This window comes from Ruegeria sp. HKCCA5929 (assembly GCF_013034525.1).
Classification (GTDB): domain Bacteria; phylum Pseudomonadota; class Alphaproteobacteria; order Rhodobacterales; family Rhodobacteraceae; genus Ruegeria.
On sequence record NZ_WQGE01000002.1, the window covers coordinates 831,685 to 845,218 of the forward strand.

The window sequence follows — 13,534 nt, forward strand, 5'->3', positions numbered from 1 at the left end:
GACTGCAGAGGGGAAAGCAAAGCGATATTTCAACCGGCTCTCGCAGTCGTGCAAGTGATCTGAGTGCTGACGAACCGCGTATCAGATTTAAAGGGAGGACAAGACATGTTCAGATTGCTGCTTCTGACTGCCCTGATCTTACTGGGACGTGCCGTTCAGGCCGCGCCGTTGACCGGCGAGTTCGCCTCGATCGACGGGGGTACATTGGCCATTGAAGATTGGCGTGGCCAACCGGTACTGGTGGTCAATACCGCGTCACACTGCGGCTTCACCGGACAGTATGCGGCTCTACAAAAGGTGCATGAGGCGTACTCCGACAAAGGGTTGGTCGTTCTCGCGGTCCCCTCAGATTCGTTCAATCAGGAACTTGGGTCCGCCGAAGAGGTAAAACAGTTCTGCGAGATGAACTATGGGCTGACGTTGCCGATGACAGATATTACGCCAGTTAAGGGAAAAGACGCCCACCCGTTTTACAAAGCCGTCGCCGCCCAGACTGGGTTCACGCCCAAGTGGAACTTTAACAAGATCCTGATCGATCCAGCGGGCGAAGTGGTTGCGACCTATGGTTCGAACGTCAAACCCGATTCTCGCAAGCTGTTGTCTCAGGTCGAAGCTTTGCTGCCCTGAGCGGGTTGCCGCGAGAGTTGGACGGCAAGAATGCCAAGTGTTGTGACGCCCACGCCAACGGCATCCATGGCTCCTAACTTTTCGCCCAGCAGGATCGCCGCGATTGTGACCCCGAATACAGGGTTGAGGAAATGAAATGTTGCCGCCCTGACGGCACCAATGCGGTCCAGCAGCAAGAACCAAATCAGCGTCGCGAGCAGCCCGGGGAACAAAGTGGTATAAGTGAACGCCAGCGCCAGTGGCAGAGTCGGGCGAATGTAAATCGTTTCAAAGACAGGTGCAGCGACAAACAAGGCCGCTGAGCCAACCAACATTTGAAGCCCCACCACCATCATAAAGTTCCCACCAGACGTCGCGCCGCGAACCGCGAGCGTGGCAAATGTCAACGCCAGGGCTCCGATACCGCAAAGTGCGACCCCGAACATATCGACACCCGCACTGACCCGACTGCTCATGATCAGCGCAACACCTGCGAAACCTGCGAACAAACCAAGTATGCCAAGCGGGCGTAACTTCTCCTTGAAAATCAACCACCCTGCCAGCGCCACCAACAAGGGCATTGTGGATGCGATAATGGCGGCGACCGAGGCTTCTACCGTTTGCATGGCATAGAAGTTTAGACCCAAATAAAGGGTATTTTGGCAAATTCCGAACAGGATCGTTGCGCGCCACTGGTTCCGGGTCAGGTGCCAGCTTTGGCCCATCGCCCTTGCAATCATCACGCCCAGAACACCAGAAATCAGAAATCGTAGCGCCAACGAAAACAAAGGCGAGGCATCTGCAACGATAATACGCGCCGAGGTAAAGGCAGACGACCAGATCAGAGCAAATGTAAGCCCCATGGCTATGGCGCGCAGATCCATGGAGACCCCCCGTCATGTTGGGCGGACTGTTCCCGATTTTCCAACTCGCTGCAAGTTGCCTGCGCCAAAAAAGACACGCAGGTAACATGCGGTGTGATTTGTGCATGTTTTTATTGATTGATTAGCCAATAAATTATAACGGCTTGACGATCTGACCAAACAAGGGAGGTTTGTCAGTGCTTCTGGAGTACATTCTATCTTTTGGCGTCCTGCTGGCATTGGGCCTGGTCGCTTTCTTCGTCGTGAAATGGTGGAACCTGCGTTGCGTTGGTGTGACACCGGTTCATCTGTTCACGTTCATCGCGATCCTGTTCACATCCGGACTGGATGTCGGCCTGATCATGTTCCCTCTGACTGAATTCGGCGGCTATGCCGAAGACCCTGCTTATGCATTCGCCAATCCGTTGGCAATCGAGTTTGGGTTCTGGGGCTTCCTGATCTGGGCGTTCTATTTCCTGACAGCCTTCTATTTCTGCGTCATCGAACCGCGTGTGAAGTTCTTTGAGATCCCTCTGGTCAAGTTGATCAACAACGTGGTCATCATCGGCACCTGCGCTTTCACCGCCAGCCTTTTCCTGATCTATCTGCCCGGCTACTTGCCTGAAGTCGGAGACGGCGAGTCCGTCGTAACCACGTTCTACATCATCGTCTTCGTGGTTATCCTGGCGGCGGCCTATTCGTCGACTGACCTGAAATACGTACGCATCCTGTCGGTGGGTTCGACCTTCCTGTTCCTGGCTTTGATCATCGGTATGTGGGCCGCAGCAGGCATGGGCGTAACCGGGTTTGTGGAAACCGGCAGCAATATTGGTGCCTATTTCGCCAACCTGCACAAGTTTGTCCTGCCGCTGACCGACTATCACGCCTTCTACCTGTTCTGGTGGTTCGCTTGGTCGATCATGATCGGTCAGTTCACCTCGCGCTTTGTGGGTGGTCTGACGACGTGGCAATTGCTGGCGGCACTGTTGATCTTTCCATCCATCCCGCTGGGTATCTGGTTCACGGTTCTGTACTATTACCACCTCAACGGCATCAGCACCGCTGGCATCACCAACATCGCGATGGTGATCGTTGGCGTGACCTTTGTGATCAACTCGCTCGACTCGCTGATCCGCCTGTACACAGACAACCTGAACATGACGGTTGAGCGGTTCGGTAAGGCCCCTTATGTGGCGGGCAACGTTGTGCTGCTGTTCGTCCTGACTTTGCTTTTCCAAAGCCAGTGGCTGCAAATCCAGTGGATCGGCGCGGTGGTTGTTGGTCTGTATCTGGCCTGCGTGGTCTATATCCTGATCACAAAGCGCAAAGAGGTGTTGAGCATCGATGCGATGCCTGAAGGCCGCGATCTGGACTTCCATAAGGTTGAGACGGTTCACTAATCGTCGATCAAATCACTGATCTGAGGGGCACCCCAAAGGTGCCCCTTTTTCGTTGCATCTTGGCGACCATCAGGTTTGCCCTATGTTTTACCGGGAAAGACGAAAGGTGTGCAGAGTGCTGGAAGAAAAACGCAAAGATCTTGACTCAGAGAAACAGAAGAAAATTCTGATGCGTCTGGTCGAAGCACTTAGCCAACTTGATCCTGATCTGTATTACAGACCGACTAGTGACATTGCCTTGCATCTGGAAAAGTATATTCGCGGTGACGCGAAGCTTACGTCTGACGAACGGTCGCTGATGGAGCGGTTGAGCCGCCGTGACCTGGAGGTCTTGCTGAGCTTGCATTGAGGCCAAAGAAAAAGGGCCCCCAATTGGCGGCCCTTGATCATGTCGAAAAAACGGAACTTAGCCGTTCACGCTGTCCTTCAGCGCTTTCGCGATGGTCATTTTCACAACCTTGTCGGCTTCTTTGGTGAAGGTTTCACCAGTGGCCGGGTTGCGGACCTGACGCTCGGGGCGCTCGCGGCAGTAGATTTTGCCGACGCCGGGCAGCGTCACTGCGCCACCGGCAGAAACTTCGCGGGTGATCAGGCCGGTGATGGCCTCCAGCGCCGCGTTCGCGGATTTCTTGTCGGTTCCCATTTCCTCAGCGAGAGCAGCAACCAGCTGAGTCTTAGTCATAGGCTTTGCCATTTCTTGGTCTCCTTAACGTGCCCGATCTATAGGGCCTCACCGCGTAACTGTAACGGGATATTGTGGGCGAACACAACGAATAGTAGCGCTGAAACCCCTAAAAATATGGGGAAAACGTTGCTTTTTTGCGTCAGAGGAAGGCTGTTTCGTCAAAGGAACGCAATTTCCGGCTGTGTAACCGCTCAAGCGGCATGCCGCGCAAGTGCTCCATTGCCTTGATACCGATGGCCAGATGACGGCTGACCTGAGTGGTATAGAAGGACGATGCCATACCTGGCAGTTTCAGTTCACCGTGCAACGGCTTGTCCGAAACGCACAGCAAAGTGCCGTAGGGTACGCGGAAGCGATAGCCGTTTGCAGCAATGGTCGCGCTCTCCATATCCAGCGCAATTGCGCGCGATTGGCTGAGACGCTGGACCGGGCCGGTTTGATCACGCAATTCCCAGTTGCGGTTATCGACCGAGGCCACAGTTCCTGTCCGCATGATCCGCTTCAGCTCATAGCCTTCCAACTCCGTCACTTCAGCCACGGCGCGTTCCAGGGCCACCTGAACCTCGGCCAGTGGAGGAATCGGAACCCAGACAGGCAGATCGTCGTCCAGAACCTTGTCGTCACGCAGATAGGCATGGGCCAGTACAAAGTCGCCCAAGGCTTGCGTGTTACGCAACCCGGCGCAATGGCCAACCATCAACCAGGCATGAGGGCGCAGAACGGCGATATGGTCTGTTGCGGTTTTTGCATTTGACGGACCAACACCGATATTCACCAATGTGATCCCCGAACCATCTTCCCGCTTGAGGTGATAGGTCGGCATCTGTGGCAGTTTCAGCGGTTGTTCGATCGCTGCCTCTGGGTCCGTGATCTCGGCGTTTCCGGTTGAGACAAAGCTGGTATAGCCGCTGGCGGGATCTGCCAATTGCTCGCGGGCGTAGTTTTCGAACTCCGATACATAGAACTGATAGTTCGTGAACAGTACATGATTCTGAAAATGGCTTGCATCGGTCGCCGTGTAATGCGCCAGACGGGCCAGCGAATAATCCACGCGCTGGGCGGTAAACAGCGACAGGGGTCCAACGACATCCTCGTGATCGTGTACACCGTTGACGATGTCGTCGTTGGTGGTGCTCAGATCCGGCACGTCAAACACATCGCGCAGTGTAAACGCGGCCGCGCCCTGATGTGGCACAACCAGATCTGAATTGTTTGCCACTGCGAAATGCACCGGGATGGGTGTGTCCGAGGCTGCAATCGTGACTGGCTGGCCGTGATTCTTGATCAACAATGCGATCTGTTGGGTTAGGTAAGACCGGAACAGATCGGGCCGTGTCACGGTGGTGGCATGGACGCCGGGTTCAGAAACGTGGCCAAAGCTCAGGCGGCTGTCGACCTGCGCATAGGTGGATGTTCGGATGCGAATTTCCGGGTAATAGGCTCTGTACCGCGCGGATGGGGCACCTTCCTGCATCGCTTTTGAAAAGCTGTCGCACAGGAATTCCGTGGCTTGTGTGTAAAGCTCTTCCAGACGGGCAACGGCGGCTGCCGGATCGGTGAATTGGTCTGGCGCTTGTGATTCAGGGGTCAGAAGTGTCGTCATGCCAAAGGTTCCAAAAGGTCGATTTTTTCAAAGGTGCGTACGTCCACCAGCCCGAGGTCCGAGATTCGAAGCTCTGGAATCACGACCAGCGCCAGTAATGAGTGCTGCATATACGCGTTGTTTAATTGACAGCCGCAGTCCTGCATGGCTTGCACCATCCTATCGGCTTTGGCTGCGACCTCGGCGGCGGGGCTGTCGGACATCAGGCCAGCGATGGGCAATTCCACCAAAGCCAGTTCCTGCCCGTCACGGAACAGAGTGATGCCACCACCCACTTCGGCCAGACGGTTGGCGGCCAAGGCCATCTGTTCCCGGTCCGTGCCGACAACGATCATGTGGTGACTGTCATGCGCCACGGTCGAGGCCATGGCCATCTTGCCCTGATAGCCGAAACCCGAGACAAATGCGTTGGTCACACCACCTGTCGCGCGGTGCCGCTCGACCAAAGCGATCTGGCAGACATCACCTTCGCCCTCGACCAGCCCACCGATGATCGGCAGTTCAGATTTCAACGCTTTGGTCGGGGCCTGGTTTTCCACCACACCGATAACATTAGCCTGCACCCGGTTCGCCCCGTCCGGGGCCTTGATCTCAAAATCGGTCGCGCTCAGATCGTGCCCCAAGTGAACGGTGTTACGTGCCTTTTCGGGCCAGTTCAAATGCGGGCAATCCACCGCAATCTTACCGTTTTCCGCAACCACTTTCCCACGGGCGATCACTGTTTCGATCGGCAAGCTCGTCAGGTCCGAGCTGAGAAGGATGTCTGCCCTGCGCCCCGGTGTCACGGACCCGATTTCACGTTCCAGCCCAAAATGTGACGCTGTATTGATCGTTGCCATTTGCAGCGCGACCAAAGGGTCACATCCACAGGCAATGGCGTGGCGCACGACACGGTTCATATGCCCGTCATTGACCAACGTGCCCGAGTGGCAATCGTCGGTGCACAGAATGAAGTTACGCGGATCCAGCCCTTTCTCGGTCACGGCGGTGATCTGACTTTCGACATCATACCAGGCCGAGCCCAAGCGCATCATCGACCGCATTCCCTGCCGCACCCGGGCAATGGCGTCGGCTTCGCAGGTGCCTTCGTGATCATCCGCTGGTCCACCGGCCACATAGGCTGCAAAATCAGACCCTAAATCGGGCGAAGCGTAATGTCCGCCCACGGTTTTACCCGCCCGTTGCGTGGCTGCAATCTCGGCCAGCATCTTGGGGTCGCCATGGATTACACCCGGGAAATTCATCATTTCACCCAGCCCGATGATACCGGGCCAGTTCATGGCTTCCGTCACATCTTCGGGCGTGATTTCATAACCGGTCGTTTCCAGCCCCGGGGCAGATGGGGCGCAGGACGGCATTTGAGTAAAAATATTGACCGGTTGCATCATCGCTTCGTCATGCATCATGCGCACACCGTCCAGACCAAGCACATTGGCGATCTCATGCGGATCGGTGAACATGCTGGTCGTACCGTGCGGGATGACCGCGCGTGCGAATTCGGCAGGGGTGAGCATACCAGATTCGATGTGCATATGCGCGTCGCACAGGCCGGGCAGAATATAGCGGCCACGCGCGTCGATGATCTGTGTTTCCGGGCCAATGCAATGCGAGGCGTCAGACCCGACAAAAGCAATCCGCCCGGCTGCAATCGCAACCGAATGATCCGGCAAAAGTTCGCGTGTATGTACGTTTACCCAGATTCCGCCCTGAATTACGGTGTCGGCGGCGTCGCGTCCGGCGGCAACTGCGATCAATTTGGGGGCGACGTCGGGCCAGCTTGGGAAGGGTGTGTATTCCATGGCTCAACTTTCACGAATGCGCCAGCAGGTGCAACCCCGGTTCTGCGCTGTCACAAACAGATCATAAATTCCTGTTTGGCCAGTATCCACTTGCAGCGCGCCCATGCCGCCCGGCCATTGGACAGGTGCGCAGTGACCTTGGGCAAAGGCGAAAGCTTGCCAGGTTACGTGGCTGGCGCAATCTCGCGCCGAATCCAATTCGCAAAGGCCACAGCTCCGGGCGTGTCCTCGGCCTGCGGGGACAACAGCAGATAATATGCCTCGGGCATCGGCGCGCGATGTTCAAACGGCGCGACAAGCTGCCCGCGTTCGATCAGGTGGTGTGCAATGGCGTCATGCGCAAGGCACAGGCCCCCGCCCGCCATGGCTGCAGAAAGGCAAACCAGATAGGTTGTTGCATAGGTAATCGATGGGTTTCCCCATGTTAGACGCTGTTCTTCTGCCCAGCTTGACCAATTGGACAGCAGATTAGAGCAATCAAACAACGGTTTTTCCTGAAGATCGTCCAGACTCACCTGATACCCTGGGGCACAGACCGGATAATAGTGTTCAGTGCGCAGCATCTCGGTCCGGGTGGTGTCTGATGGGCGCAACGAAAAGCGAATCTCAACCGCAGCACCTTCGGCCATCTCTCGTGGTTCCCAGAGTTCGGTGAAGATATTTAACTGTACATCAGGATGCTCGGCCTGAAACATCGGCAGGCGCGGGGCCAGCCAATTGACGGCAAAGCTGATGTTGCATTGCACCTGAACAGCGTTTGGCTGCGCACCGGTGACAGCCTGTGTGCCGCGCATAAGCGTCCGAAACGCTTCTCGGACTACTGGCAAATAGGTGATTCCGGCCTCGGTCAGTTCTAACGCTTTGGGGCGGCGCAGGAATAAGGGCTGCCCCAGATGGCCTTCCAACGATTTTATCTGCTGACTGACAGCGCTTTGCGTCATGTTCAGATCCCGCGCTGCGCCGGTGAAAGACAGATGCCGTGCTGCGGCTTCAAACGTGCGCAGCCAGCCCAGCGGAGGCAGTTTGTTATGCATCGACATAACCCCGGCATAAGTTCAGCTAATGGGATAGCTTTGTTTTTTTCGTTGGTCAAACGCGCAAGTCAAATGCAGGCTTTATCCAAGGTCAGCCGCAACAGGAGCCGCCGCATGAGTGTTACCAACCTTCGCCCCAATATCGATCACTGGTCCGAGCGTGTGGATATGGCTGCCGCGTTCCGCTGGACCGCGCGGCTGAACATGCACGAGGCTGTCGCCAACCATTTCAGCCTTGCAGTGAACGAGGACGGCACGCAGTTCCTGATGAACCCCAATCAGGCGCATTTCTCGCGCATTCGCGCGTCAGACTTGTTGTTGTTGGATGCCAAAGATCCTGACGTGATGTCCCAACCCGGCGCGCCGGACCCCACCGCATGGGGGTTGCATGGGTCAATTCATCGCCACTGTCCGCATGCGCGTTGCGTCATGCACGTGCATTCGATCTTTGCGACAGTTCTGGCCTCTCTGGCCGACAGCACCTTGCCGCCGATCGATCAGAACACGGCAACCTTCTACAATCGCTATGTGATTGATCAAGAGTTCGGCGGGCTAGCCTTCGAAAGCGAAGGCGAACGCTGTGCCGGGATGCTGACGGACCCAAAGAAAAAGGTCATGATCATGGGCAATCATGGCGTTCTGATCATCGGCAGCGATCCCGCAGATACGTTCAACCGGCTGTATTACTTTGAACGCGCGGCCGAGACGTATATCCGCGCATTGCAAACGGGCCTGCCCCTGCGTGTGCTTTCGGATGAGATTGCCGAGAAAACCGCACAAGAACTGGACGACTACCCCGACCAGGCCGAAGCCCACCTGCGTGAGATCAAGGCGATTCTCGACGCAGAGGAATCAGACTACGCAACCTGACTGCACATCCTAAAGAGAGCATCATGACGGATATCGCCCCGGATCCCGAAACCGCCCGCTGGCACTATCACCCCGAAGGCCCCGTGGGTCTGAACCCTTTGTTCAGCTGGCCACCGCGCCCCGCGGCTGTTCTGAAATGGTACAGCGGCGCGTGGCTGCAAATCACGTCCCTGACCTTGTGCATGGTCCTGGCGGTAATTGCCTATGCCTTCTTTTTCCCTGCATTAGAGACAATGCAGAGCTTTGCGTCCGGCTGGATGTTTCGGATCTGGCTGTTGAACATGGTGCCGCAAATCCTGGTGGCTGGGGGGCTGCATTGGTGGCTTTACATGCGCAAAGGGCAGGGCATGTATAAGAAGTTCGACCGGCGGGATCTGACGCGGAACAACGGAACGTTTACCTTCCGCAATCAGGTTTGGGACAATATCTGGTGGACACTGGGCAGCGCCATGACAGTGGCCACCGTTTATCAGTGGATCATCTACTGGGCCATGGCCAATGGCTGGGCGCCGACGATCACCTGGGCTGAAGCTCCGCTTTGGTTCGTATTGTGGATGATGTTCATTCCGATGTGGTCCGGCCTGCACTTTTACTGGGTGCACCGGCTAGAGCATCACCCAAAGCTCTACAAACACGTCCACGCCGTGCATCACCGCAATGTCAATATCGGGCCCTGGTCTGGGATTTCGAACCACTGGTATGAAAACCTGCTTTATTTCACCACCTACTTCATCCACCTGATTGTGCCGTCTCATCCGCTGCATCTGCTGTTTCACAGTTCATTCCAGCAGATCAGCCCGGTTCTGTCCCATTCAGGGTTCGAAAAATTGAAAGCTGGCGAGACCGAGGCCGCGCGAGCTGGGGATTTCTTCCACCAGCTTCACCACAGGTATTTCGAGTGCAACTACGGCACGTCCGAAATCCCGTTCGACAAGTGGTTCGGCACCTACCACGATGGCTCGGCTGAGGCGACGACGCGTACGCGCGCGTACAAAAAGCAGATGTACACCTGATGGTTTCGGTCTGATTACCTCAGTTTAAACCCGCTCAAACAAAGCAATGAACGCCGTGTCGTCTTTGTTGGGGCCAGCGGCAAGATCGCCATAAATACGAACTTCGGGCAGGGTCAGATTTCGAATCTGACCCTGTTCCAATTGACGCAGTTTTTCTGCGAAACCCAGTTTTTCGAAATGACGGGCATTGATCGAAAGAGCGAACTGCGCACCAGGCCGTGCGACACGCAAAAGCGCGGGAAAGACCTCGGGGCCGAGATGGCCGTGGGTGAAGGTCCCGGATGAGACGATGCCGGAATAGCTTTCACGCGGTACCGGAATGCCCTGGGTCAGGTTTGCTTCGATCGCGTCGCGGTAGATATCCTTGCGCATGGCCTGATCCAGCATTTCCGCGCTGATATCGGTCGCATCAATAGGCCCAACGCCCAGCCCGGACAACACTGCGCCGCAAAGACCTGTGCCCGCGCCGACATCCAGAACCGGGCCCTGACCGCCTGCACCCACGAATGCCCGTGCGGTGTGGGTGTGAAGCTGGTAATCCTCGCGCGCGGCGAAGCCGTCATCATAATCTCCGGCCCACTCCGCATAGAGGCGTTTGTGTTCATTTGGGGAGTTCAGCGCATAGGCCGAATGCAAATCGGGTTTCTTGTCGCTCATACCCAACAGAAAGCCGCATCCAAAGATTCGATTCAAGTGCGTCCATGCAGCGCTTGCATCCCGGTGCACTGAGGCCCATCAAAGGGGCATGACTCAGACGCTTTTCTCATTTGGCCATGGTTATTCCGCACAGGCCCTGTCCCGACATATTGCTCCGAAAGGCTGGCGCATTTTTGGCACCACACGTGACAACGAAGGCATGGCAGCCATCCGAGACTCGGGTGCCGAGCCGTTGGTCTGGCCTGGACAGGAACCGACTCTGGATGGGGTGACGCATCTTCTGATTTCGACCGCCCCGAATGCAGAGGGCGATCCGGTTTTGGCGGCGCTGGGTGAGAAAATCGCCCGCCGCGCGGCGCAATTCACATGGGTTGGGTATTTGTCGACAACTGCCGTTTATGGCGATCATCAGGGCGGATGGGTTGACGAAGACACGCCTCCGGCTCCGACCGCCAAACGCGGCAAATGGCGCATGTTGGCCGAGCAGCAATGGTCATCTATTCCCGGCCTGCCGGTACATATCTTCCGGCTGGCTGGCATCTATGGCCCGGGCCGAGGTCCCTTTTCCAAGCTGAAACGCGGTGGGTTGCGGCGTATCATCAAGCCGGGGCAGGTGTTTTCGCGCATTCACGTGGAAGATATCGCGCAAATCCTTGAAGCCTCAATGACTAAGCCCAACCCGGGTCGCGTCTACAATGTATGTGACGATGAACCCGTCCCGCCCCAGGACGTCATTGGTTACGCTGCTGAGTTACAAGGTCTTCCCCTTCCGCCGGCGGTGTCCTTTGAAGAGGCCGACCTGACGCCAATGGCGCGCAGCTTCTATAATGAGAACAAGCGTGTGCGGAACAGTCGGATCAAGGACGAGTTGGGCGTGAGATTGATCTACCCCAACTACAGGGTCGGGTTAGACGCTTTGATGAAAGGCCAATAGCACCTTAACACGCTGCTGCCTTGATCATGTCCGCCGCTTTTTCCGCGATCATGATGGTTGGCGCGTTTGTATTGCCAGACACAAGTGTTGGCATGACCGACGCGTCGACTACGCGCAGCCCTTCTATGCCATGTACGCGCAGTTCGGGATCCACTACCGCCATCGGGTCGTGCCCCATTTTGCAGGTGCCGACCGGGTGATAAATTGTATCGGCGCGGGCGCGGATGTGCTTTTCCCAATCCGCGTCGGTTTGGGCGCTATCTGTTCCGAACATCTCTTTGTGTCGGTATTTCGCCAAAGCGGGCGCTTCGAGGATGTCCCGTGTCATACGCGCCCCTTTGATCATGGTCTCAATATCCCTGTCGTCTGACAGAAAGGCCGGGTCGATGTTGGGTGTGTCCATCGGGTCAGCACTGCGCAGCCCGACTGTTCCGCGGCTGTCCGGGCGTAACTTGCAGATATGGCAACCATATCCGTATCCGTAATGCAGTTTGCGAGCGTGATCATCGACCATTGCGATAGTGAAATGCAGCTGAATATCCGGGCGCTCGAGATCTGGACTGGTTTTCAGAAAAGCCGCGCCTTCGGCAAACGGGGTGGCAGCCATGGATACACCTGTCTTGCGCCACCTGTGAATATGTCCAAGCAGTCGGGCGGCCCCCACAGGTCCTATGCCGAACGTGTTTGTGTCTTTGCTGCGGTACGTGAGAATGAAGTCCAGATGGTCCTGCAGGTTTTGTCCAACGCCCGGCAACTCATGACGTATCGCGATTCCGTGCGGTTTCAGATCACCTATCGCACCTATACCGGATAGCTGTAGCAATTGCGGCGACTTCAACGCACCGGCGCACAGCAGGACTTCGCGCGTGGCTGTCACCGTGAAATCTGCGCCTTTGCCTTTTTTCTGATAGGTCACTCCGCTGGCACGTCTTCCTTCGAACGTCAGCTCTTTGACATGGGCATGTGTGATGACGGTCAGGTTGGGGCGGCTCAATGCTGGAAACAGATACGCCGCCGCAGCAGAGCAACGCTCGCCATTTTTTGCCGGATCGTGGAACTGCGTGACCTGATAAAGTCCAACGCCTTCATTATCACCGCGATTGAAGTCGTCTGTGCTGCGGTGTTGCAATTGCTCAGCGGCTTCAACAAAGGCGCGGGTGACAGGGCGCGGTTCTTTTTGGTGCGAGACATGCAGAGGTCCGCTATCGCCATGCATGTCATCTGCGCCTTGTTCGTTATTCTCAGCGCGTTTGAAATAAGGCAATACGCTGGTCCAATCCCACCCATCGCACCCAAGGTCCGCCCATCCGTCATAGTCTTGTCGTTGACCCCGGATATAAAGCATCGCATTGATCGCGCTTGAACCGCCCAGGGCCTTACCACGTGGTTGATAGCCCCTGCGTCCATTCAAACCGGGCTGCGGAACGGTCTCGAAGGCCCAGTTGTTAATTCGAGGTCGCCCCGGCAAAGCTGCAACAACAGCGGATGGCACCCGGACAACCATGCCATTGCCGCGGCCTCCGGCCTCAAGCACACACACGCGTATGCTGGGATCTTCGCTGAGGCGATGTGCCAGTACAGATCCCGCAGAACCTCCGCCAACGATGACATAGTCGAATTGCAATACTGTGCTCCCAACTTCTTTCAGCAGTGGCCGCTGGGTCTTTGGCGTCCTGATCTAGCGGTTTTGGGAACACTGCGGGATTTTAGTAAAAAAACAATTATAACGCCAAGTCAGTTACCGAGGCCTTTAAGTTGCTACTCCAAATATTCGACTGATGCAGACCGGCGCTCTCAATGGCTTTTGGAGTACCGATGATCCTCTACGCACCGCGATTCCGCCTCTAAGGTTCGTTTCGCCTAGTTTCTCATGTTTCCTAAGCGCTCAAAGCGCATCTGCGAGATTGATTTATTAACGTAATATGTTGTTTTCATTAACGAACTGAAGAAAACGATGAGAAATGTGAAGTTTTTTCAAAATGGGGGTTGCAGGTCCCAGACCTAATCCGTAAATACCCCTTCACCGGCGCTGCTGAGGCGCTGGGACGCTGCGGAAGCGGCGGTGACGCT

Annotated in this window: 13 protein-coding genes; 6 read left to right on the forward strand and 7 right to left on the reverse strand. The window is 56.1% G+C overall.

Features of this window, described 5'->3' with window-relative positions:
- Positions 1–105: 105 nt before the first annotated feature.
- Positions 106–627 carry a glutathione peroxidase gene (locus tag GOV90_RS08870; RefSeq protein WP_171092688.1) on the forward strand — a complete coding sequence of 174 codons (522 nt, stop codon included), beginning with the start codon at positions 106–108 and terminating at the stop codon, positions 625–627.
- Here GOV90_RS08870 and GOV90_RS08875 read toward each other — a convergent pair.
- Positions 603–1,490 carry a DMT family transporter gene (locus tag GOV90_RS08875; protein ID WP_171092685.1) on the reverse strand — a complete coding sequence of 296 codons (888 nt, stop codon included), beginning with the start codon at positions 1,488–1,490 and terminating at the stop codon, positions 603–605. The two genes, GOV90_RS08870 and GOV90_RS08875, sit on opposite strands and share 25 nt — an antisense overlap.
- 182 nt (positions 1,491–1,672) lie before the next feature.
- Here GOV90_RS08875 and GOV90_RS08880 point away from each other — a divergent pair, with 182 nt between their 5' ends.
- Together GOV90_RS08880 and GOV90_RS08885 are read left to right on the forward strand one after the other, a co-directional pair.
- A complete protein-coding gene (locus GOV90_RS08880; RefSeq protein WP_171093338.1) occupies positions 1,673–2,869 on the forward strand; it encodes a BCCT family transporter in 1,197 nt (398 codons plus the stop codon).
- A gap of 115 nt (positions 2,870–2,984) precedes the next feature.
- Positions 2,985–3,218: a hypothetical protein gene (locus GOV90_RS08885; RefSeq protein ID WP_171092684.1), complete on the forward strand. Its 234-nt coding sequence runs from the start codon at positions 2,985–2,987 to the stop codon at positions 3,216–3,218.
- A gap of 57 nt (positions 3,219–3,275) precedes the next feature.
- Here GOV90_RS08885 and GOV90_RS08890 read toward each other — a convergent pair whose 3' ends face one another.
- The 4 genes from GOV90_RS08890 to GOV90_RS08905 form a co-directional block, all read right to left on the reverse strand.
- Positions 3,276–3,563, reverse strand: a complete 288-nt coding sequence (locus GOV90_RS08890; RefSeq protein WP_068347305.1) for an HU family DNA-binding protein — start codon at positions 3,561–3,563, stop codon at positions 3,276–3,278.
- Positions 3,564–3,693: 130 nt separating this feature from the next.
- The gene (locus tag GOV90_RS08895; RefSeq protein ID WP_171092682.1) at positions 3,694–5,157 is read right to left on the reverse strand and encodes an AMP nucleosidase; all 1,464 of its coding nucleotides are present in this window, start codon (positions 5,155–5,157) and stop codon (positions 3,694–3,696) included.
- Positions 5,154–6,956, reverse strand: a complete 1,803-nt coding sequence (gene ade / locus GOV90_RS08900) for an adenine deaminase (RefSeq protein ID WP_171092679.1) — start codon at positions 6,954–6,956, stop codon at positions 5,154–5,156. The genes GOV90_RS08895 and ade overlap by 4 nt, the downstream gene beginning before the upstream one ends.
- A gap of 164 nt (positions 6,957–7,120) precedes the next feature.
- Positions 7,121–7,990, reverse strand: coding sequence for a LysR family transcriptional regulator (locus GOV90_RS08905; RefSeq protein WP_171092677.1), 870 nt, complete (start codon positions 7,988–7,990; stop codon positions 7,121–7,123).
- 114 nt (positions 7,991–8,104) lie between these two features.
- Between GOV90_RS08905 and GOV90_RS08910 the strand changes: the two genes are divergently transcribed.
- Together GOV90_RS08910 and GOV90_RS08915 are read left to right on the forward strand one after the other, a co-directional pair.
- Positions 8,105–8,860: a class II aldolase and adducin N-terminal domain-containing protein gene (locus tag GOV90_RS08910; protein WP_171092675.1), complete on the forward strand. Its 756-nt coding sequence runs from the start codon at positions 8,105–8,107 to the stop codon at positions 8,858–8,860.
- A 23-nt stretch (positions 8,861–8,883) separates the two neighbouring features.
- Positions 8,884–9,873, forward strand: coding sequence for a sterol desaturase family protein (locus tag GOV90_RS08915; RefSeq protein ID WP_171092673.1), 990 nt, complete (start codon positions 8,884–8,886; stop codon positions 9,871–9,873).
- A gap of 24 nt (positions 9,874–9,897) precedes the next feature.
- Here GOV90_RS08915 and GOV90_RS08920 read toward each other — a convergent pair whose 3' ends face one another.
- Entirely contained in the window at positions 9,898–10,530 is a 633-nt protein-coding gene (locus GOV90_RS08920; RefSeq protein ID WP_171092672.1) for a class I SAM-dependent methyltransferase, read from the reverse strand.
- 88 nt (positions 10,531–10,618) lie between these two features.
- On the opposite strand from GOV90_RS08920, the gene GOV90_RS08925 reads away from it, so the two are divergent.
- Complete coding sequence (locus GOV90_RS08925; protein WP_171092670.1) at positions 10,619–11,464, forward strand: SDR family oxidoreductase; 846 nt, start codon at positions 10,619–10,621, stop codon at positions 11,462–11,464.
- Between the two features lie 4 nt (positions 11,465–11,468).
- Here GOV90_RS08925 and GOV90_RS08930 read toward each other — a convergent pair whose 3' ends face one another.
- Positions 11,469–13,088 carry a GMC family oxidoreductase gene (locus GOV90_RS08930; protein WP_171092667.1) on the reverse strand — a complete coding sequence of 540 codons (1,620 nt, stop codon included), beginning with the start codon at positions 13,086–13,088 and terminating at the stop codon, positions 11,469–11,471.
- Positions 13,089–13,534: the final 446 nt, after the last annotated feature.

Coding starts and splice junctions, on each gene's coding strand:
- GOV90_RS08870 (WP_171092688.1), top strand. CDS start 106: ATGTTCAGATTGCTGCTTCTGACTGCCCTGATCTTACTGGGACGTGCC.
- GOV90_RS08875 (WP_171092685.1), bottom strand. CDS start 1,490: ATGGATCTGCGCGCCATAGCCATGGGGCTTACATTTGCTCTGATCTGG.
- GOV90_RS08890 (WP_068347305.1), bottom strand. CDS start 3,563: ATGGCAAAGCCTATGACTAAGACTCAGCTGGTTGCTGCTCTCGCTGAG.
- GOV90_RS08895 (WP_171092682.1), bottom strand. CDS start 5,157: ATGACGACACTTCTGACCCCTGAATCACAAGCGCCAGACCAATTCACC.
- ade (WP_171092679.1), bottom strand. CDS start 6,956: ATGGAATACACACCCTTCCCAAGCTGGCCCGACGTCGCCCCCAAATTG.
- GOV90_RS08905 (WP_171092677.1), bottom strand. CDS start 7,990: ATGCATAACAAACTGCCTCCGCTGGGCTGGCTGCGCACGTTTGAAGCC.
- GOV90_RS08910 (WP_171092675.1), top strand. CDS start 8,105: ATGAGTGTTACCAACCTTCGCCCCAATATCGATCACTGGTCCGAGCGT.
- GOV90_RS08915 (WP_171092673.1), top strand. CDS start 8,884: ATGACGGATATCGCCCCGGATCCCGAAACCGCCCGCTGGCACTATCAC.
- GOV90_RS08920 (WP_171092672.1), bottom strand. CDS start 10,530: ATGAGCGACAAGAAACCCGATTTGCATTCGGCCTATGCGCTGAACTCC.
- GOV90_RS08925 (WP_171092670.1), top strand. CDS start 10,619: ATGACTCAGACGCTTTTCTCATTTGGCCATGGTTATTCCGCACAGGCC.